Raw genomic sequence first — 21070 nt, 5'->3', positions numbered from 1 at the left:
TCTTACAAAGATGCGAATACGTGGTACTTCGGGGCTATACCCACCCAATTCAGGGGCCATCACCAACCGCCGAAACCATTGATCTAGAGCCTTCCAATCAACAAACCTCCGTTAATCTGCTGTTTGCCACCGCCCGGAAGCCGCACGCCAAGACTTGCAAAATACGCGAACAGGTGAGTCAAAAAACCGTGCCTTTGCCTGAATCGGCAGCAGGGTTGGGCTTTGTGTAGGAGCGAGCTTGCTCGCGAAGGGGCGGCCCAGAAGGCTTGCGAGCCAGCTCGCTCCTACAGTCCGCTCGCGCCTCAGGATGAGGCGCGGGAGATGGGATCAGGCAAGACGAACGCCGGGGGTGCGGCTGACAGCCTCCAGTTCGCCAATCTTCTCCAGCCGCGCGCGCACGATATTGCGGCTGATGCCCAGCAGCCGGGCGGTCTGCAGCTGGTTGCCGTGGCAGAAGCGGTAGGCCGTGCGGAACAGCCGCTCCTCGATCCGCTCGTAGAGATCCGGCTGGTTTTCCTCGAACAGCGCCTCCAGTGCGGACTCGAGGCCGACGGGCTGAAGAGGCACTTCCTGGCGAATCGAGGCCGGGCGCAAATCCACCAGTTGCAAATCGCCAGGTTGCACCTCGCGATTGCGGCAAACCAGCAGGGCGTGGTGGATGGCGTTCTCCAGCTCGCGGATATTGCCCGGCCAGCTGTGGGCGAGCAGCTTGCGTGCAGCCTCTTCGCTCAGGCTGGCCGGGGTGTAGCCCAGGCGCCGGCAATGTTCTGCGAGGAAAAATTCCGCCAGGGGCAGGACATCGCCCTTGCGCTCGCGCAGCGGCGGCAGCTTGATGCTGGCCACGTGCAGCCGATAGAACAGGTCCTCGCGAAAGTGCCCGGCGACGACGGCGTCCGCCAGGTTCACGTTAGTCGCAGCCACCAGGCGCACATCGATGGGAATGGGCGTGCGCGAACCCAGCCGAACCACCTCCCGCTCCTGCAAAACACGCAACAGCTTCACCTGCATGTTCAGTGGCAGGTCGCCGATTTCGTCGAGGAACAACGTGCCGCCGTTGGCCGTTTCGAACCAACCGGCCTTGGCCTGGGTGGCGCCGGTAAAGGCGCCCTTCTCGTGACCGAACAACTCGCTTTCCACCAGGGTTTCGGCAAAGGCGCCGCAGTTCACCGCCACGAAGGGGCCACTGGCGCGGCGACTGAGATTGTGGATATGACGGGCCGCCAGCTCCTTGCCGGTACCGGTCTCGCCAATGATCAGCGCATTGGCCTCACTAGGCGCCAGGCGCTCGATGCGGCTGAGCAGTTCCTGGGAAGCCGGGTCCTTGAACACCAGCACAGTGGCCCGTACCGACTTGGTCAGTTCACGGGCATTGGGGAGCGTAAGCAGAGACATGGTGCATTCCTGGCAGCCGATAGCGCAGGCGGATGATGCACGAAACACATATAGATAAAAAAATTATTGATTGATATTTATATATTTCTTTTTCGAATATAAACCTTTCAAGACGGCCGAGGGAGTGTTGCCACAGCAACACTTCATCAGCACAACTGTTGCGCATTAATCAGAGAAAACCTGAAAAACAGCATTGAACTGCCCTGATTCAGCACACTTTACGTCTTGGTACGCCCCTTGCTCTGTCCCGCTGCACACAGAGCAACATCACAAGGGATTCCCCATGACCAAGCCGATCAAAGTGGTCGCTGTCACCGGCAGCACCTTCCGTCCTTCCCGCACCCTGGTACTCACCCAGGCCATCGTCGCCGAGCTGGGCAAGCACCTGCCCATCCAGAGCCATCTGATCGAACTGGGTGATATCGCCCGCTCGGTAGGCGGCGCCCTGTCCCGCAAGGAACTGCCGGATACCGTCGAGCACGAACTGCGCGCCATCGAGAACGCCGACCTGCTGGTCGTGGCCACGCCGGTCTATCGCGGTACCTATCCGGGCCAGTTCAAGCACCTGTTCGACCTGATCGACCTCAATGCCCTGATCGATACCCCGGTGCTGCTCGCCGCCACCGGTGGCAGCGAGCGCCACGCGCTGGTCCTCGACCACCAGTTGCGTCCGCTGTTCAGTTTCTTCCAGTCGCTGACCCTGCCCATCGGCGTCTATGCCTCCGAGGCCGACTTCGACAACTACCAGATCGCCAGCGACGCACTGAAAGCCCGCATCCAGCTCGCCGCCGAGCGCGCCGCCCCCCTCTTCACCGGCGCTGCCGCCGACCTGCTGAAGATTGCCTGAAGGACCTGACATGAACGTTTTCTGGTTTCTCCCCACCCACGGCGATGGCCACTTCCTTGGTACCAGCCAGGGTGCCCGGCCGGTCTCGCTGCCCTACCTCAAACAGGTAGCGCAGGCCGCCGACAGCCTCGGTTACTACGGCGTGCTGATCCCCACTGGCCGCTCCTGCGAGGACTCCTGGGTGGTGGCCTCAGCCCTGGCGCCGCTGACCGAACGCCTGCGTTACCTGGTAGCGATTCGCCCTGGGATCATCTCCCCCACCGTGTCCGCGCGCATGGCCGCGACCCTCGACCGCCTTTCCGGCGGCCGTCTGCTGATCAACGTGGTCACTGGCGGTGACCCCGACGAGAACCGCGGTGACGGCATCCACCTGAGCCACGCCGAGCGCTATGAAGTCACCGACGAATTCCTGCGCATCTGGCGTCGCGTGTTGCAGGGAGAGTCGGTCGACTTCAAGGGCAAGCACATCCAGGTGGAGAACGCCAAGGCGCTCTACCCGCCGCTCCAGCAGCCCTACCCGCCGCTCTACTTCGGCGGCTCCTCCGACGCAGCCCATGACCTGGCTGGCGAGCAAGTGGACGTCTACCTGACCTGGGGCGAACCGCCGACAGCGGTGGCGAAGAAGATCGCCGATGTGCGCGAACGCGCCGCCCGCCACGGCCGCACGGTGAAGTTCGGCATCCGCCTGCACGTGATCGTTCGTGAAACCGCCGAAGCAGCCTGGCGAGCCGCCAGCAAGCTGATCGAGCACATCTCCGACGACACCATCACCGCCGCCCAGCAATCCTTCGCCCGCTTCGATTCCGAAGGCCAACGGCGCATGGCCGCGCTACACGGCGGCCGCCGCGACAACCTGGAAATCGCCCCCAACCTCTGGGCGGGCGTCGGCCTGGTGCGAGGTGGTGCGGGTACTGCCCTGGTAGGCGACCCGCAACAGGTGGCGGAGCGCATCAAGGAATACGCGGACCTCGGCATCGAGAGCTTCATTTTCTCCGGCTATCCGCACCTGGAAGAGGCCTACCGCTTCGCCGAGCTGGTGTTCCCGCTGCTGCCCGAGCCCTACGCGAGCCTGGCCGGACGCGGCGTGACCAACCTCACCGGCCCCTTCGGCGAAATGATTGCCAACGACGTGCTGCCCAAGACCGCCGCTGCGCGCTGAATCGCCCTTGCCCCTTCCCGGCGAAGGGGCGATTCAACGACAAGAAATCCACCTGAAGAGGTAATCCGCGTGAATGCCCCGCAGCATCTCACCCTCCCCACACCGCTGCAGATCGCCCGCGAGCTGGCGGCCGGCTTCGCCGAAACCGCGGCTGAACGCGACGCCCGTGGCGGCACGCCCAAGGCCGAGCGGGACGCCATCCGCCAAAGCGGCCTGCTGTCACTGATCATTCCCCAGGAACACGGCGGCCTGGGTCACGACTGGCAAACCACCCTGGAAGTGATACGTGAGTTCGCCCGCGTGGACAGTTCCATTGCCCATGTCTTCGGTTTCCAGCACCTGATGCTCGCCACAGTGAGATTGTTCTCCCGCGCCGAGCAATGGCAGCCCTGGTTCCAGCTCACCGCGCGCAACCGCTGGTTCTGGGGCAACGCCCTGAATCCGCTGGATACCCGCACCACGGTGAAGAAGTTCACTGGCTGGCGCGAGTTCTCCGGCAAGAAGAGCTTCTGCTCAGGCGCGCTGGATTCGCAGATGCTGATCGCCTCCGGCCTCAACGAAGAAAGCGGCAAGTTGCTGATCGCCGCGATCCCCACCGCACGCAGCGGCATCAGCCTGGCGGATGACTGGGACAACATGGGCCAGCGCCAGACCGACAGCGGCAGTGCCATCTTCGAGCGAGTGCGGGTCGAAGAAAACGAACTGCTGCTGGACCCGGGCCCCTTGAGCACGCCCTTCGCCTGCCTGCGTCCGCTGATCGCGCAACTGATCTTCACCAACATCTACCTGGGCATCGCCGAAGGCTCCTTCGAGGACGCACGCGCCTACACCCTCAAGGAGGCGCGGCCCTGGTTCAAGTCGCCGGCCAGCCACATCGGCGAGGACCCCTACGTACTGGCTCACTACGGCGAGTTCTGGGTCGGACTGGAAGGTGTTCGCGCCCTGGTGCAACGGGCCTGCGCCCTGCTCGATGCCGCGTGGAACCAGGGTCCTGACCTCGGCGAAGCCCAGCGCGGCGAACTGGCACTGGCCATCGCCACAGCCAAGGTGGCCGCCACCCGCACCGGCCTCGACCTGTGCAGCCGCCTGTTCGAAGTCACCGGCGCACGCTCCACCCACGCGGCCCTGCGCCTGGACCGTCACTGGCGCAATCTGCGCACCCAGACCCTGCACGACCCGGTGGACTACAAGGTTCGCGAACTGGGTGAGTGGGCCCTCAACCAGACTCTGCCAAAGCCGACCTTCTACTCATGAAAGCACCGCGCCAAGCCTCTTCCAGCCTGCTCACCCTGCCCCCCTCCCCAAGTCTGGCCACGTCGGTCAGGGCCACCGCCCAGGTGTTCGAGGACCCCAGGTCCCAGTCCCTGTTGGCGCATCTCCAGCAGGTGGCGCCAAGCGAGGCCAGCGTGTTGATCATCGGCGAGACCGGCACCGGCAAGGAGCTGGTAGCGCGACACGTGCACAACCTCAGCGGTCGCCGCGACGGCCCCTTTGTGGCGGTCAACTGCGGCGCATTCTCCGAATCCCTGGTGGAAGCCGAGTTGTTCGGCCATGAAAAAGGCGCCTTCACCGGCGCCCTGTCGGCCAAGGCCGGCTGGTTCGAAGCAGCCAATGGCGGCACCTTGTTCCTCGACGAGATCGGCGACCTGCCCATGCCGATCCAGGTCAAGTTGTTGCGCGTGCTTCAGGAGCGCGAAGTGGTGCGCCTGGGCTCACGCAAGAGCATTCCCATTGACGTGCGCGTACTGGCCGCGACCAACGTGCAGCTGGAAAAGGCCATCAACGCCGGGCATTTCCGTGAGGACCTCTACTACCGGCTCAACGTCGTCAGCCTGGAGCTCAGCCCGCTGCGCGAACGCCCCGGCGACATCCTGCCGTTGACCCGCCACTTCATCGACGAGTACAGCCGACGCCTCGGCTATGGCCGCAGCGAGCTCAGTCCGGACGCAGAACGCAAACTGCGCGGCTACTCCTGGCCTGGCAACATCCGCGAGCTGGAAAACGTCATTCACCACACCTTGCTGATCTGCCGCGACGGTGTGATCCAGGCAGCCGACCTGCACCTGTCCAACCTGCGCATCGACCGCCCGGAGGAACCGCGTGGAGCCGAAGGTGGTGCCGAGGCGCAGCTGCAACAGGCCTTCCAGCGCCTATTTGAGGAACCTGCCTGCGACCTCCACCAGAAGGTCGAAGACGCGCTTCTGCGCGCGGCCTATCGCCACTGCCACTACAACCAGGTGCATACCGCCAACCTGCTGGGCCTCAGCCGCAACGTCACCCGCAGCCGGCTGATCGCCATCGGCGAACTGGTGGTGAGTCGGCGTGGCGCGCAGCGCATCGACGGCCAGCGCGAAGTGCAGCTGTCGGTCTGACCGCTCAGATCGGCTGCAACACGCCGACGGGCAGTGACTCCGGGGCATCGCATTCATCCTTGGCGGATGGGGAATCATCTTTGGTGCTGACCCGTTCGCCCTCGGCATCCAGGCCAATCACGCCCAGAACCCGGTAGCAATCGACATCGTCCTCCAGGGGAATGGCGAACAGCCGCACCGTTTCCGGCAGCGCGAAGCGGTGCACCTCCTCGCCAATGGCGACGCCATTGCGGTAGGCCTGCAGATGCAGTTCAGCAGCCACCGCATCACCTTCCTCGTCGCGGCTCAGCACACCGACGAGGCTGTCTTCTTCGTCTATGAACTGCTGCCAATGCCCGCGCAGGTGAACGTCCGCCGCGTGCGCCGGGTCGATTGCCAGCAGCCCGAGCAGGCAGCAGAGCACCAGATGACGGAAGTCGACGCGCATCAGCGGCTGCTCAGTTGACCGTAGCCTTCCGGTGTCGGCAGGCCGAGCCACTCCTGCCAGCGCTGCAGGTCGCCGCGCGCATTCTCGAACAGTGCGCCGGTCTGCATGTTGTCCAGGGACTTCAAGCAGTCCTCCAGCGCTGCATCCTCACTCAGGCAAGGATTGTCGGGTGGCAACTGGGTGCCCGCCAGGTAGGAAACCAGGAAGTAGGTCGCCGCGTTGTCGGAGGGGAAGATGTGTTTACCGCCAGTTCGCAGCCAGCCGCGCAGGGCTTCGGTGAGGTTGTCTGCATAGGCCTTGGCGTCGGGGGTGAAATCGACTTCGGTGCAGTCCTTCAGATACAGGCTGCTGGCGCTGTCGTCGGTGACCTTGCCGAAGACGGTGCAGTAGAGATCCACGTATTTCCCTTCGACCAGCGGCTCGGAGTACTTGCGCGGATCGCTGTGGAGCTCCGCCTGCACATTGAACATTGGATTGGCGCCGGGCAGTTCCAGGACCACGTCATCGGCATAGTCGACCCGCACGCCCAGGACTTCCCCGGTGACGATGAGCTTGCGGCCCTTGAAGAACGGGTCCACCGCCTCCTCGTCACCTTCATAGAACTGTGCCAGGCGCGAGCTGGGCATGCGTTCCACCGGATTGACCATCGCCAGCTCGTTCAGCGCCGACTTCCCACCCTCCAGTGCGACCAGGTAATCCTGCTCCATGATGTGCCGAAAGAAATTCAGGGCCCCCGGATTCACCCCAGGATGGTCAACCGCCTCCTGGCGCGATGCGGCCTCGCCTTCCGTGTGAAAGCGCTGCGGCGCGGGAGCCCCGGCCAGTTCGCGGGTAGTGGTGGCGATGTGCACGCCCAGCAGGAAAAGCGGCACCGAGAGCAATACCACTGCGATGCTGCTGCCCCCTTTCCCGGTAAGGCTTTCGATTGCCCGCCAACAGGCGGGGCACAACCAGATCGCACCGCAGAGCATCAGCAATCCGCCGATGACGGAGTCGCGCATGACCCCGAACGACACGGCAACCAGGACCGAACAGACGATCCAGCAGATCAGCCGGATGACAGGTACGAACTTCATTCAACGCCCCTTCTCGTATCAAGACAGGCCCCGGATGCTCCGGGAAGGCGAGAGCCTCCCTCGGGTCGTCGACCTCGGGACGGGCGGATTCTTGGCGGGGGGATGGGGAAATCAAAATCAGCAATCTTCATTTGCCGTTAGCAGTACGTTGCCTGCGGATGGCAGGAGGCGCGGACGCGAGTGGAAACGGCTGAGCCAAGCCGCTTGCCGAATTCTGCTTATATTTCTGGTTTCGCTGCCCGGCGAGTCTCTTTTGGCAATCGCCCCAAAAGAAACCAAAAGGGCTTGCCCCTGCATCCGGGTTCGGCTTCGCCGAACTCACCTCGCTCCATCGTTGCGCCGGGGGCACGGCGAGAGGGGGGCGTCCCTCGCCGGCGCGAGTCACCCCTCTACCTATGGGAGAGGGGCCGGGGGTGAGGGCCGCCTCAGGCTGGCACGAGCACATTGAAGGCGAAGGCCCCAGAGAACTCGGCAAGCAGCTTCGCTCAGGACTTCCCGGCAACACCTGACGCAGCATCTGCCCAGCCAATGAACATTTTTGATTCGCATCAGGCCTGTGCCGACTTCGAAAATCGACACCGTGACTACTTCAACGGAGTGCCTGAAATGCTGGTCCTGTGTCGCAACATCGGGGAAACCCTGGTCATCCAGAACACACCGGATACCCTCACTCGCATCAAGGTCGTTCGCACGGAGCGGCCCATGGTCATCCTGAGCGTGGAAACCCACACCCTGGACGGAAAGCTCAAGGAACGGACCGAGCTTCACCTGCCGGAAAGCGCCTGACAGGTGCAGGCGCCGGAACTCAACGGTTCAGACAACGGAAGTTATCGATCTCCCGCGCGTAGTAGCAGATCGCACCATCCGGTGCCGGCAGGAACTCCAGACGCATCGTCGCGCCAGTCGCCAGACCGTACTGACGACCGAACAGCACGTCGGGGATTTCACTCATCCGTTCCATCGGCCTGGCGCGGCTGGTCTGGGCCTTCTGCAAGCGGACATCGATGCTACGTGGCCCAAAGTGCAGGACGTCCGCCACCAGGGACGCGTAGTTGACCTCCGAGGCAACCCGCTCCATGGCCGCAAAACTTATCTTTTCGCCGATGATCAGCCGCTCCTCCAGGCGAATCCGTGCGCCATCGTTGAGCACGATGTCACTGGTGCCATGGTAGGAAACACCGAGCCTGTAGGCAGGACGGTCGAACACCAGGCCGGCTACGGCCAGCAAGGCCAGCCCGCCGAGGATGAAGGCGTGTTTGTAGCGGCGCAGCATCATGGCCAGCCCCTCATGCAGCGACGGACCATTTCCAGTTGCAGGTTGGCCATCTTGTTGTCCTCGAGAAAGATCAGGTTCTGCGTCGTGCCATCCGCACGCACGCAGGCCAGGTCGTAGAGCCGATTCGAGCGGTTGATCCAGATATGCCCGGCAAGGCCCTCCTCGCGGGTATCCAGCGCCAGCTTGAAAGCCTCGATAATCCTGGCGTTCTCCTCGGCGCTGTCGCCGGTGAAGTGGTAGGTCATGGGCCCTGCCGCCACGTCCTCGATCACCAGCTCCGACGCGACGTCATCGAAGATGCCCAGGCGATACAGCGCCACCAGGGCGAGCAGGCAGAACATCCCCGCATAGGCAGGCAGCAGCAGCTTTGGCGAGCGGAGCAGCCCTGCCAACCGACGCCGTGGCGCGGCAGGTGTCGCCCCCTCGGCAAGCGAGGTCCGCTGCGCGCCCCCACCCGCCAAAGCCTCCACGACGCCCGATACGGGCATCGATGCGGGTTCTGGCGTGGACTCGTCAGCGACCTGCTGTGCGTTGAATCGATAACCGCGGCGCGGGACGGTCTGAAGCAATTCGTGATCAGTGCCGTCTTCGATCAGGTTACGCAGGGTGAATATCGCCTGGTTCAGACTTCCGGCGGCAACCACACGATTGTCCCAGGCATATTCCATTATTTCGTTGCGACTCCGGGTCTCCCCCGGTTTATCCAGCAGAAGTTGCAACAATCGTGTTTCCGAATAGGAGAGTGTCACCGCGCGCGGCTCACCTAGATTCGAACTTATATGCAACTGATTGTTTGCGGCATCGAACAATACTGCGCCGCCACTTTTCAGGAAGAACTTGAACTGGTTTTTCATGAATATTTTCTGAGTTTATAAATTTCATTAACCACAGGAGATGATGCGGATTGTCTCGCACATCGCCTTCCTGCTGCGCACCTCACGGCACAAATAACGATTTTTGATTCTTGTTCTGGCCGCCCGTAGCCCAGAGTAGAAGGGCGCCGGAAAGGGCGCGAAAGCAAAGCTTCGTGCGCTCTCCCCTTCAGGCGAACCACCCGAAGGCAAGGCGGATCGCCTTCCTGCCTGCAAATACGCAGCGCATCCGGCGGGCCGGTCGGCGCGCCTCCAACAGGAATCCCCATGCATATCAAAGAACTTTCCATCCTCACGTTTTCGATGGTCCTGTGCGGCTGTTCGATGGCTCCCGCCATCGACACGACCGATATATCTACACAACCTGCCAATGCGCCACTGCGCGTCATTGAAAGAGACGAAGGCACCATTGCCTGGAAGAAATATCCAGCACCCCTTTCAAGTGACCACGACAAGTCGGTATTCATCGACTTGCCCAAATCATTCGCCACTAACGGACAGGCATTGACTGAGTCCGACGCGGATATCAACAAACTGCTCCGCCACTTCCGTGGCCAGCTGGAACGGCAACTGTCCGCGGCCGGCTATCGCCTGGTGGACCGGCCCACTCCAGGGGCCCTGTCGCTGCGCGTATCGATCTCCGATCTGAAGCGCAAACCCCGTGATCCAAACGTCACGGAGTACATCCCGATCGGCATGCTCATCGGCCTCTCGCTGCACGTCACCGGCGTGCGCGATGAAACCCTCTACGTGTTCTTCGAAAGCGAGGTCAGCGACGGCAGGAGCGGCGAAACCCTCGCTCGCGCTGTCGACCGGGCCAAAGGCCGGAACATCGGACAGTCCGACAAGCCCGTGGTCGAGGACATCTACCCCGCCCTCGACGCTTCCGCACTGCAGATTCGCGAACGCCTGGACCGAGAGTTCCAGCACAAGGGACCGGCCTGATCCCGCCCACTCCAATCCAACCAACCACACAGGACAAACGATGAAATTCGGCAAACAACTCGCAGCCGCCCTCCTGGCATTCAACTCCCTCAGCGCCATCGCGGATGACCGCGGCCTGTACCTGGGCGGCGGCGTGACCCGGGTGGAAATTGACGAACACACCCTCGGCGACGAAGACAACAGCTACAAGGCCTACGTCGGCTACCGCCTTAACCCCTACCTGGCGGTGGAAGGCGCCTGGGTCGACCTCGGCAGCTTCTCTGGCGAGCGTGGCGACTTCGATGGCCACTCCCTGCAAGCCGCCGCCCACTTCGGCGTGCCCGTAGGCGACCGTCTGCGCCTGTTCGCCAGCGCTGGCGTGCATGCCTGGGATGCCGACGAAGACACCGCTGGTGACAGCAGCGACCTGGACCTGACCTACGGCGTGGGCGTCGAGCTGGACGTGTTCCGCAACATCGGCGTGCGCCTGGAGCAGGAAGTCCTGAAGGTCGGCGACATCGAGCTGGACCAGACCAGCGCCAGCGCCTACCTGCTGTTCTGATTCCCCTCGCGGCTTCTGCCTCGGCAGCGAGCCGCTTTTTCCCAGGGGCTGCATCTCAGCCCCGTTTTTCCAGCCTGCCCAGCACGCTTTCCGATTGCATTTCCTCCCGCTCCTGGGCGAAGCGGTAGGCGACGTAGTACTTGTACACGTTGCTCACGTAATCGAGGGTCTCACGCCCCAACTCCCTGGCCGCCATTTTCTCCACATGGCCGTACCAACGATCCGGGTCGAGGCCGTTCTCCCGCGCCATGCGCCTGATCTTCTGCAGATTGCCAGGCCCCGCGTTGTACGCCGCCAGCAGCAGAAATATGCGGTTGTCCGAGGTCAGCGCCGGATCGTCGAGGTAGGTGTCGGCGAGAAATCGCAGGTATTTGCTGGCGGCTTCGACGTTCTTCTCCGCACTGCTGCCCACGCCTGAAACCCGAACGTTGGGGTCCGCCGCGGTGCTCGGCAGGACCTGCATCACCCCCACCGCCCCCCGGTTGCTGCGCGCACGCTGGTCAAACCTCGATTCGTGGAACGCCTGGGCCATCAGCATCAGCGGGTCCAGGCCATGGCGTTCGGCGGACTCGATGAAGGCCTGATTGAGGCGGCGAAAGCGGCGCAGCTCGTCGGCCGAAGCCGGCTCATCGAGGAAATGTCCGGCCGCCAGCCGGTCTCCATCCAGGGCCCGCACCAGACGGCTGTCGTGTTGCTGATCGTTGAAGAATGCCGCCAGTACGCCACGCAACTCGGGGTTGCCATTGCGCACGGCCCAGGCGTAGTGACCTCCCCAGGAAAATTCGAGGGGCTGGATCGCAATGCTGTCCAGGGTCGGCTTCCAGGCCCTTGCCACCCGCCGATCCACCACTGCAGCGGAAAGCGCACCGGCGTTCACCCGTTCCAGCAAAACCTCCGCCTCGATGCCTTCGGCCAGGGGCAACAGGCGGATCGGCGCCAGGCCACGCTCGCTGAGGCTCCGGCTCAGTTCCACCAGCCCCCAGAAGTCGTTGCTCAGCGCGGGTACCGCGACCTCCTTGCCGGCCAGGTCATCGAGGCTCGCAATGGTCTCGCCGGCCGGCCCGATCACCAGTACCGGCTCGGTACGGAACTCGCCGGACGCCATGACCACCTGCCCATCGAAACCTGCACGCTCGCCTTCCACCAGGCCACCTGCGGCAATGTCGCCGACACCGCGAATCAGGCTGGGCAGCAACTGGTCACGGCTTACCGGGATGAAGATCACGTGCCAGCGCGCACTCCCCTTCCGGCTCGGGTACCGCTGGTTGAGCCAACGCTCGAATGCCAGCCCGGTTTCGTGGCTCACGCCCTTCTGGCGACCCTGGTCGATGTGGAAGAAGGTGCGGCTGTAAGGGACCAGGATGCGGATGGTGCGGCGCTCACGGATGCACTCGAAGTCATCGGTTCGATTGGGCGGCGGAGCGGGCGCGAGCATGGTTGTCGCGATCGGCACGACTTCCTGCTGCATGGCTTCGGCCAGAGGCAGTACGCCCAGCAGCAGGCCGGCAGGCAGGGCGATCGCGCCCGGGAGCGAGCGCAGCAAGTTGCGCCCTGTTCGATTTGCCATGGGAGTTCCTGTGTTCGAATTCGGATCCGCCCCCGGCGCGCCCGTCGCTCCGCCCCCCGACAAGGGGACCTGGGGCGGAAGGCAGCTGCAACGCTCAATCAATGGAAGGGGAAGATGTAATTCATCCAGGCCGCCATGCGCAGGAGGATCTTGCGCATCACCGCCACATGGTGGAAATGCTCGCTGTAGAGTGCCGCCTGGCCATAGGAACCGCCCGGCATCTGCGCCGCATACTTCGCGTAGTCCGGGTCGGTGATTTCGATGATCACCGGCACCCGGCCCGCGGGCGGCGCGCCAGTGAAGCTGAGCAAGGTACCCGACGGCTGCACCTGGCCTTCGCCAATCACCCCGATCACCTGCTTCACCTTGCCCTTGAACACCCGACCGGGAATCCCGTCGAAGGCCATTTCCGCCTCGTCGCCAGGAGTCAGGCGCAACTGGCTGTTCTGTCGCATCCAGGCGGCGAAGTAATGTCCCTCGTCCGGGATGAAGACCATGGACGGGCGCAGCGGCAACTTGGTCGCCATCATCCCCGGACGCAGCGAGACATGGGTGACGAAGCCTTTGCTGGGGGCACGAACCACAGTGTGGTCAAGGTCGAACTGGGCGATGTTCAGCTGCGCCTGCAGGTCGTCCACCCGCGCCGTGGTCAGATCCACGTCGCGGCGATTGCCGACGTTACGAGCAGCCAGTTCACGGGCACGGGTCTGGTCGGCGCGGGCCGACACCAATTGCGCCTTGATGGACTTCACCCGGTTCTCGAACGGCGTCGGGTCGATGCGGAACAACACATCGCCTTTCTCAAGCGGCTGGTTGGTCCTGACCGGGACCTCCACCACCTGCCCATTCACAGTTGGAATCACCGGGGTCGACACGAAATAGCTGCGCGCCACTTCCGAGTATGGGTGGTTGTAGTTCATCAGGAAGATCAGCGTACCGATCAGCACCACGCCGCCCAGCGCGGCGGTGGGCACGCTCCATTTGTTCAGCGGGATCTTGAAGACCTTGAAGATGGCGACGCAGATGGCCGTGTAGGTAAGGATCAGCAACAGGTCCATGTCACGCCTCCTCTGCCAGAGGCCTGGAACGGGGCGCAGCCCGGCCTTCCAGATGTTCGAGGCGCTGGCGCATATCGGCCAGTTGCTGCTCCAGTCCCGCGTGGGTCGTACTGAAGCCCCAGCCCCGATCCGGGCGATACAACATCGCCCAGATCCAGAGGAACGGCCACAGCGCGTGAAGGGTGAACAGGCTCACCCAGCCGGCAGCATGGATGGCGTCCTGATGCGGATGGTTACGGCGCTTGGAGATTTCGTAGGGAATGTCGTGCAACACGATGATCCCGTAGAACAGCACGATCACGACGAAGAACAGTACGCCTAAGGCGAAGTAATCGAGAATTCCGTCATTGAGCATTGCATCACCTGGTTGGCAGTAGGAGTTCCGCGCCCGGTCAGACTGCGTCCAATGCCGGGGCGGATTCGGATAGGTGGCCAGGCCGCTCCGCAGTGCGAAGAGCTGGCATGGATGAAGGCGAACCGGCTGCTCGCCGGTTCGGGCCTTACGATGGATTGACCCGGAGGAATCCGGTCATGGCCTGAAGTTGCGCGCGTCCCGCGCCCAGTCATCGAGCACGGGCTTGAGGTCGTCCAGCACCAACGGTGTCTTGCGGTTCTCCAGGCTCAATCCCTGGCCCTTGCGCACCGCCCTGACGACGGGCTTGCCGCTGGTTGCGTCCACCGCCTCCAGCTCGGCATAGATGGCCACTTCCTGATCGCGGATACCCGCCGCCGTGGTGGTGGCGGCTGCCAACAGGGCGATAGGGATGACCTCGTAGGCCTTCAGGTGCTCGGTGGAGATCGCCACCGCGGAGATGGACGGGCGCAGCACCAGGGTGTCTGCCTCCGGCGTGCCGACCAGACGTGCCCTGCCTATCAGCTCGCGCTGCAGCGCCAGTCGCATGTAGGTGGCGATCTGGTCCATGGTCTGCTGGCTCATCTGGTCGCTGGGGGCCGGGGCTGGGTGGAAAACCGGCTTCTCCACCAGAAGCGTGCCATAGCGCTTGGGGTCGAAGTCCGGCGCGGTCCAGCGCAATACAGGCTCACCGCTGGCGGACATGGTTTCTTCGAGCTTCGAGTAATCCCCCAGGAAACCCGAGTACTCCTCAGGTTGGGTGATCTTGCTGGAACAGCCGCTGCCGAGCAGGACAAGCCCTGCCAGCGCAAGGGTGCAAAGCGGTTTCGCCATGAATGACTCCAGGAGTTTATCGGGGCGGGCGCAACCGGCTCTCCACCCCTTGGGACCGGGTCGCAAAGCCTAGGGACAGCTTCCTGTCAGCTCTTCGCATTTCACGACAAAAATTTCGCATTTCATGACAACGTGACCCAGTTCCTTGCAACAAAAGATGTCGATCCGTATGGCGCATCGCCAGTCGAGGAGGCCTCTCGGACGCGGATGAGGTAGCCACTTGGCCGTTTGGGTTCGCCTGCGAAAAACAACCCGGTACGGGCGGCACCGGGTTGCATGAGGAGATGGAATGGAGTTGAAACTTTGCCTGCGCCCTGTCCTCCGGCGGGACGCAGGGTGGTTGGCGTTCAGACCACGCCGATGAAGTCACCCGCTGCCAGGGCGACATGCCCAACGAGGTCGATCTGGAAGTCGGCGGCGTTGTTGTTGTTCACGTTGCCCTCCACATAGGTGTGCTCGACACCACCGACGTTGACGTAGTGGAACCTCAGCTGAGCCTGTCCGTTGAACTCGTTGCCGGCACCATTCCATTCGCCAAGAAAGCTGAAGTCCTGGTTCCCCGCATTGCCAGGCCCTGTAGTCCTCGCATCGATCTGGCCAAGATCGATGCGATCGACCCCGAGCTGGAAGTCGTTGATCACATCCCGAGTACCGCCGCTGGTACCCGATTCGTTGAGCGCGGCGAAGGCGAAGATGTCGGCATCCGCGCCACCGGTGAGCAGGTCGCGCCCTGCACCGCCGGTGAGGACATCGGCGCCGGCCGCGGCATTGAGACTGTCGTCGCCACTGCCGCCGGCCAGCTGGTTGGCCAGTGAGTCACCGGTCAGGGTATCGGCCCCCGTCCCGCCCACAACGCTCTCGATGCCGCTCAACAGGTCGTTACCGATCTGACTGCTGCCGGCCACTCCAGTGGTCAGGTTGACCACGGCTGCCGCTCCGGTGGCGGAAAGGTCGTAGGTATCCAGTCCGTCGTCACCGGCGTAGATGTCATTGCCGTCGAACAGGCCCGCCACGAAGCGATCGTCACCCACACCGCCACTGGCACTGTCGTTGCCCTGCCCTCCGGTCAGGGTGTCGTTTCCGGACGCGCCGGACAGGCTGTCGTTGCCACCGAGTCCTTCGAGGCGGTTGTCCGCAGCGTTACCCATGATCTGGTTGGCGCCACTACTGCCCAGGACATTCTCGATGGACACCAGCACATCATTGCCGGTCTGGGCGCTGCTGGCGGTACCGGCAGCCAGGTCGACGCTGGCGTTGGCAGCAGTACCGGACAGGTCGTAGGTGTCTACGCCTTCGCCGCCGTCATAGTGGTCATTGCCGTCGCCCACCGTAGCCACGAGGGTGTCGCTTCCACCGCCGCCTTCCACGCTATCGTTGCCGGCCTGGCCGACGAGCCGGTTGTTGCCGGCGTTACCCACCAGCCAGTTGTCCAGTCCATTGCCGACGCCGTTAATGTTGGCGGTGCCGGTCAACGTCAGGTTCTCGACATTGGCAGCAAGGTTGAAGCTCACCGAAGACCGTACGGTATCGATCCCACCGTTCAGGGCTTCGGTCACGCCGTCCCCCGTGGTGTTGACGACGTAGGTGTCGTTACCCGCCCCACCGCTCATGCTGTCATTGCCGGTCCCGCCGTCCAGCAGGTCGCTGCCGTCGCCACCACTGAGCACATCGTTGCCGGCGTTGCCGAGGATAACGTCCTGGAAGGCGGTCCCCACCAGAGCCGCACGGTCGAGGAAGCCGCCCAGGCCGTTGTCATTGAAGGTGGTGCCCTCGATGAACCGCCCGACCGTTTCAGTGGGATCGGAGTAGACCGTCTCCACTACGCCATGGTTGTCCGTGAAGCTGACTGCCACCCGCAACTGCTGGCCCACCTGCGCAGCCACCGGCGCGTAGGTCGAAGCAGTAGCGCCATTGATCGCGGCCCAGACGGCCCCCGAAAGTACCTGCCACTGGAAGCTGAACGCACCAGCACCGGAGGGAATGCCATCGGCGTCCTGGATGGCAACGGTGCTGGCGGTCAGGCGGTACTGCGTCGGCAATGGCCGGCTAGGGGTGGTCGGGGCAGTGGCATAGCCGGTCACCAGCGGCTTGCCTGTTGCGAGCTGATTGTTGACGTCGAGCGTGACCGTGCGATCCGCGAAGCGGACTTTCTCGACGCCGACCAGGAGGTCGGTTGCGTCCAGGTTGGCGGCACCGACACGCTTGTCCGTGATCCTGAAGCCCCGAATCTCATTGCTTCCCGGATTGGTATCGCTGATCAGGGTCATGCTGTAGTCGGCAAAGTTACCGCTGTAGACCGCCTCATCGGCGGCGCCATCCGCTGTTCCGCCGGCGTGGTTGTCGCCGAGCACGAAGCCTGACCGCGCGGCCTGCAGTCCAGTGAAGTGCTGGGCGAATCCCTGCGAGGCGAGCAGATGGTTGAGGTCGGCCAGACCAATGGAGTCGCCCACCAGCACATCGTTGCCGGCATTGCCCTGCACCACGTCGTCGCCGCTACCGCCTACCAGCCAGTTCTCGTTGCCGTCACCGATCAGGCCCGCCGTCGGGTTGGCGGGGCTGGCTGGATTGGCCCGTGCATCACTGAAGCGCGAGCCGACCAGGCCTTCGATGTTTGCCAGCAGGGCGTTGAACGGCTGGAACATCACGTTGGTACCGGGTGCCGCGATGATGTTCTGCTGGTTGAGGTCGGCGGCGGCATCCAGCTGGATGTTCACATCGCTGAACGCCGCGATATCGAAGCCGACATCGCCGAGTGCTTCGTCCCCGTCACCTTGCCCCGGTGCACCGCCGATCCCCGGCAGGAGAATGTCGTCGCCCTCCTCACCGAACAGCTGGTCACCGGTCGAGCCGCCAGAAATGATGTCATCCCCGGCCTCGGCAAAAAGGATGTCGGGCCCGTCTCCGCCGTAGATTTCGTCGCTGCCATCACCGCCGTGGACCAGGTCGGTGTCGCCACCGGCATCGATGTAGTCATTGCCCGCGCCGCCGTAGAGCTCGTCGATCCCGGCCTCGCCGTAGAGATGGTCATTGCCGTTGCCACCTATGACGATGTCGATGGCACCCGCACTGGTGCCGGCGTAGACGATGTCATCGCCGTCACCGCCGTCCAGGAAGTCCTCGATGTCGCCGCCATAGATCACGTCGTTGCCGTTGCCGCCGTAGAGGTGGTCGGCGCCGGCCTTGCCGTCGAGGATGTCGTTGCCATCCTCGCCATAGCCGGTGTCATCGCCATCGCCCAGGTCCAGCCAGTCGGCGTAGTCGGTTCCGGCTACCACCTCGTGCGAGTTGTAGCCTACCGCTGCGGTGCCATCCGGGTTCTCGCCCTGGTCAGGACGGTAGTCACGGATGAATGAACTGGAAACATGGGTTTCCGGGTTGATCAGGTTGATCAACAAGCCGTTGCCGCCGATACCGCCTGCGCCGCCCGTGGAGTACACGCCCATCTGGTTGGCATCCACCAACCGGCCGTACTTGTGCTCGCTCTTGTAGGCGGTGGCAGTCGCCCCGGAGTCCTGGTAACTGAGCTCGATGTAGCTGTCCATGTAACCGAACACGTCGCCCGCCAGGTGCCGGGCATCGGTGGTGCGCTCGATGATGTCCTTGAACTGCTCGGTGACCACTTGCTCATTGAGGTTGGTCATGCCTGGCAGGCCGAGGTCCAGGCGGAACAGGTAATAGAAGCGGTCGCCATCCATCAGACGCTCCATCTGGTCTTCGAAGATGGCGTTGAAGGTGGTACCGAGCTGGCCGGTGTAGACATGCTTCTCGGCCAGTCCGCCGATCCACAGGTCGATGTGGTTGAAGCCATCCGAACCTGCGACGAAGTTGCCGTTCTGGTCTGCGGCGTTGGACAGGAAGCGCGCCGCGTCTTCGGCGGTCACCACGCCACCGGCCCAGGTCACGTCCAGCCCGGTCTGGTCAGCATCGATGATGGCCTGGGCATGGGCCACGTCGCCGTCGAAGGAGTACGCGCCGATGAAGTTCACCAGAGACTCGGGGTGGATCATGTTGTTGGCGAAATCGCTCCAGCTCGTATAAGGCGTCAGCGCATCCACGATCAGGTTGGTGTGGTGCTGGGAGCCGGCCGGCGTCTGTCGCTCGGCAATCAGCGCGTCATGGATCTGCTGACGCGCCCCGTTGAGGGTTGGTAGCCCCAGGTCGCGGCCACGTGCCAGGTTGATCGTGGCCAGGTCCAGCGGCTGTCCCAGCAGGCCCTGTTGCAGTGCCGGCGTGACCAGCTCGTCGATCTCGTTGCTGACCTGTCGCGTCATGCCGAGGGCAATGGCGGTCGGACCGATATCGGCGAAGCCGCCGGGATTGAGGAAGGCTTTCTCCAGCGCATAGCGGGTAATGGCGCCGGTCAAGTCATAGGCACCGCTGGCATCGCGCTCCAGTGCGTCGATGGTTTCTCGCAACTGCGAGTGACCGAAACGGAAGGCGGCCTGGCCGTACTCCAGGGAGATATTGGCGTTGATGCCGGAGTCGTAGGTGACGAACTCCGGCAGGTCCGGCGTGATCAGGCGGGCGTACTGGTCGATGGCAACGTGCTGGTACTCCATCTCCACAGCCAGCTTGGCGGCGGTGAACAGCTTGTCCTGGTCCCAGGAGAGCGTCACGCCGTCGGCGAGGGTGTAGTTGCCGGCGGCGTCGCTGTAGAAGCCGCCAACGCCATTGGCGATACCCACCTGCCAGTTGTGCCGCACACCCACGTCGGCCTGGAGGATTTCCTGCTGCAGGTTGATCAGTTGTACGTTGTGGTCCTCATGGAACACGTGGTGAATCGCAGTCAGCCCGTAGTTCTCGTTGGCGCGGCCATCGCCGGCGATGTAGTGGTCGCCCACCGACTCCAGCAACAGTTCGTTGGCGACCGCGTAATCGGCCGTGTCCGGATCGGCAAAGATGGAAAAATCGGCAGGATTGACCAGGCCGAACAGGGACTTGCTCGGGCCGTTGTCGTAGTTGAACAAGATCCCGTAGGGGTTCGTCGGGTCGAAGGTCACGCTCACCAGGTGGCTGTCCAGGGCCATGAGACGAGCCACATCAATGTGCGCGTCATCGAAGTGCGGGTTCATGTCCAGAAGCAGGGCTTCGCGGGTAAGGACTACCTGGACACCAGGGGTGGACGAGTCGGCGTCCAGCACATGGCCTGCATCATCACGTACGCGGAAGTTGGCCAGGTCGTCCCAGGTCAGGTCGTCACGTCCGGTGGCGACGATGTGGGCGCGCAGCTCGTTGAGGGTCGGCAAGGTCTGATGGGTGAGTACGCCATTGAGCGTCCAGGCAGCCTCGTCGCTCAGGGTGGTGCCATCGAACAGGCGTGCCCCCGCACGGAACTGGCCAGGATTGGCCGGGTCGGCAACCCATTCGCGCAGCAACTGGGTGACAGAAGCATCCGAACCGTAGGTCTGGTTCTGATCGATGTAGGGCGAATCCAGGTTGCGGTATTGCGGATTGCCGGCGGCGTCGACGCTGCCCACGCTGGCCCGGTGGATGGTGAGCGAATGCACTGGCTGGCCGTCCGGGCCAATTGAGCCGTAGAGCGGGTCGTCGGGCGCCAGGGGAATGGTGATGGTGGCGGTCTTGCTCGGCTTGTCGATGAAGTCCAGGCCATGGTCGAAGAACTGGCCGAACAGAGTGAACCAGCCCGTGGTCGAGGGGTCGCCAGAGACGGTGTTGAGGTTGCGGATGAAGTATTGGCCGCTGCTGGGTGACGTGGGGTCGGCTTCACCCAGTTGCCCGAGCAGACCCGGATCGCTGACCACCGCGACGCCGTTGGCGTCATGCAGGATGTGGCCTTGGGCGTCGCGGGCGAAAACCACCCCGCCGCTGACGATGGTCTGGCTGATCATCCTCGGCGTGTAGTCCACCAGCGACGCGGTCGGATCGGCGTAGGACGTTGGTGCGCCAAGCTGGGCGTCGGGGTGACTGGACAGGTAGTCCTGCCAGGCCGCATTGCCGGCGTTCTGCTGCACGTACTGGCTGTAGTCGGGCAGTGTCAGGCGGATGAAGTCTTGCCCGAAGCTGCCCCAGGCATGGCCATCGTGAGTGAGGTTATTGAAGTAACCGGACACGTTGCGCAGGCCGATGGGGTCGCGCGCGCCGTTGTACCAGACGCTCTCCCCAGCTGGGATGGCCAGTGGATCGAAACTGCCGTCTGTACCCAGCACGTGCACCGTGCCATCGGAGCCGGTGTAGCCGAACAGGGGTTCACCCACGACGGTGTAACCCACCACGCGCAGCGTGGGGAAGCTGACCTGCTGCTGCAAGTAGCTAATATCCTTCAGGTTGAGCGTGAAGCTTTTCAGGCTGTACATGGCTTTCTCCCGCTACCCATTCGGGCAGGCATTTCCAA

General features: G+C 63.4%; 17 protein-coding genes. 7 read left to right on the top strand and 10 right to left on the bottom strand.

All coding sequences use genetic code 11. The annotated features are described in order from the left end of the window. Nucleotides 1–327: 327 nt before the first annotated feature. Nucleotides 328–1392 carry a sigma-54-dependent Fis family transcriptional regulator gene (locus D6Z43_RS01110; RefSeq protein WP_120649882.1) on the bottom strand — a complete coding sequence of 355 codons (1065 nt, stop codon included), beginning with the start codon at nt 1390–1392 and terminating at the stop codon, nt 328–330. A gap of 283 nt (nt 1393–1675) precedes the next feature. Here D6Z43_RS01110 and msuE point away from each other — a divergent pair, with 283 nt between their 5' ends. The 4 genes from msuE to D6Z43_RS01090 all read left to right on the top strand — a co-directional run bounded on the left by msuE (nt 1676) and on the right by D6Z43_RS01090 (nt 5770). Continuing rightward, nucleotides 1676–2239, top strand: a complete 564-nt coding sequence (gene msuE, locus D6Z43_RS01105) for an FMN reductase (protein WP_120649881.1) — start codon at nt 1676–1678, stop codon at nt 2237–2239. Nucleotides 2240–2249: 10 nt separating this feature from the next. After that, entirely contained in the window at nt 2250–3398 is a 1149-nt protein-coding gene (gene ssuD, locus D6Z43_RS01100; protein WP_120649880.1) for an FMNH2-dependent alkanesulfonate monooxygenase, read from the top strand. A 69-nt stretch (nt 3399–3467) separates the two neighbouring features. Then, nucleotides 3468–4652: an acyl-CoA dehydrogenase family protein gene (locus D6Z43_RS01095; protein ID WP_120649879.1), complete on the top strand. Its 1185-nt coding sequence runs from the start codon at nt 3468–3470 to the stop codon at nt 4650–4652. Then, a complete protein-coding gene (locus D6Z43_RS01090; RefSeq protein ID WP_120649878.1) occupies nt 4649–5770 on the top strand; it encodes a sigma-54-dependent Fis family transcriptional regulator in 1122 nt (373 codons plus the stop codon). Before D6Z43_RS01095 ends, D6Z43_RS01090 begins: the two co-directional genes overlap by 4 nt. Nucleotides 5771–5774: 4 nt before the next feature. Here the strand turns inward: D6Z43_RS01090 and D6Z43_RS01085 are convergent, their stop codons facing one another. Both D6Z43_RS01085 and D6Z43_RS01080 read right to left on the bottom strand, forming a co-directional pair. Beyond that, complete coding sequence (locus tag D6Z43_RS01085) at nt 5775–6197, bottom strand: hypothetical protein (RefSeq protein WP_120649877.1); 423 nt, start codon at nt 6195–6197, stop codon at nt 5775–5777. After that, nucleotides 6197–7273 (bottom strand): hypothetical protein, encoded by a 1077-nt coding sequence (locus D6Z43_RS01080; protein ID WP_120649876.1) that lies wholly within the window; start codon nt 7271–7273, stop codon nt 6197–6199. The genes D6Z43_RS01085 and D6Z43_RS01080 overlap by 1 nt, the downstream gene beginning before the upstream one ends. Nucleotides 7274–7879: 606 nt before the next feature. Between D6Z43_RS01080 and D6Z43_RS01075 the strand changes: the two genes are divergently transcribed. Continuing rightward, nucleotides 7880–8059 (top strand): hypothetical protein, encoded by a 180-nt coding sequence (locus D6Z43_RS01075; protein ID WP_120649875.1) that lies wholly within the window; start codon nt 7880–7882, stop codon nt 8057–8059. Nucleotides 8060–8078: 19 nt separating this feature from the next. Here D6Z43_RS01075 and D6Z43_RS01070 read toward each other — a convergent pair whose 3' ends face one another. Together D6Z43_RS01070 and D6Z43_RS01065 are read right to left on the bottom strand one after the other, a co-directional pair. Next, the gene (locus D6Z43_RS01070; protein ID WP_120649874.1) at nt 8079–8549 is read right to left on the bottom strand and encodes a hypothetical protein; all 471 of its coding nucleotides are present in this window, start codon (nt 8547–8549) and stop codon (nt 8079–8081) included. Next, nucleotides 8546–9403, bottom strand: coding sequence for a winged helix-turn-helix domain-containing protein (locus D6Z43_RS01065; protein WP_120649873.1), 858 nt, complete (start codon nt 9401–9403; stop codon nt 8546–8548). Before D6Z43_RS01065 ends, D6Z43_RS01070 begins: the two co-directional genes overlap by 4 nt. A 285-nt stretch (nt 9404–9688) precedes the next feature. On the opposite strand from D6Z43_RS01065, the gene D6Z43_RS01060 reads away from it, so the two are divergent. Both D6Z43_RS01060 and D6Z43_RS01055 read left to right on the top strand, forming a co-directional pair. Next, entirely contained in the window at nt 9689–10366 is a 678-nt protein-coding gene (locus D6Z43_RS01060) for a DUF3313 domain-containing protein (RefSeq protein WP_120649872.1), read from the top strand. A gap of 40 nt (nt 10367–10406) precedes the next feature. Further along, complete coding sequence (locus D6Z43_RS01055; protein ID WP_120649871.1) at nt 10407–10907, top strand: outer membrane beta-barrel protein; 501 nt, start codon at nt 10407–10409, stop codon at nt 10905–10907. A 55-nt stretch (nt 10908–10962) separates the two neighbouring features. Here the strand turns inward: D6Z43_RS01055 and D6Z43_RS01050 are convergent, their stop codons facing one another. The 5 genes from D6Z43_RS01050 to D6Z43_RS01030 form a co-directional block, all read right to left on the bottom strand. Then, entirely contained in the window at nt 10963–12474 is a 1512-nt protein-coding gene (locus D6Z43_RS01050; RefSeq protein WP_120649870.1) for a transglycosylase SLT domain-containing protein, read from the bottom strand. A 98-nt stretch (nt 12475–12572) separates the two neighbouring features. Next, complete coding sequence (locus tag D6Z43_RS01045) at nt 12573–13532, bottom strand: HlyD family secretion protein (protein ID WP_120649869.1); 960 nt, start codon at nt 13530–13532, stop codon at nt 12573–12575. A gap of 1 nt (nt 13533) precedes the next feature. Beyond that, on the bottom strand, nt 13534–13872 hold the full coding sequence (locus tag D6Z43_RS01040; protein WP_120655158.1) for a DUF3302 domain-containing protein: 339 nt from the start codon (nt 13870–13872) through the stop codon (nt 13534–13536). 189 nt (nt 13873–14061) lie between these two features. Next, on the bottom strand, nt 14062–14718 hold the full coding sequence (locus D6Z43_RS01035; RefSeq protein WP_120649868.1) for a DUF3313 domain-containing protein: 657 nt from the start codon (nt 14716–14718) through the stop codon (nt 14062–14064). Nucleotides 14719–15065: 347 nt separating this feature from the next. After that, nucleotides 15066–21032, bottom strand: coding sequence for a peroxidase family protein (locus D6Z43_RS01030; protein ID WP_120649867.1), 5967 nt, complete (start codon nt 21030–21032; stop codon nt 15066–15068). Nucleotides 21033–21070 lie beyond the last annotated feature (38 nt).

It is taken from the genome of Pseudomonas sp. DY-1 (assembly GCF_003626975.1).
In the GTDB taxonomy this organism is placed as follows: Bacteria; Pseudomonadota; Gammaproteobacteria; order Pseudomonadales; family Pseudomonadaceae; genus Metapseudomonas.
Note: the sequence above shows the minus strand (reverse complement) of the source record. Positions and strands in the feature narration are given on the sequence as shown.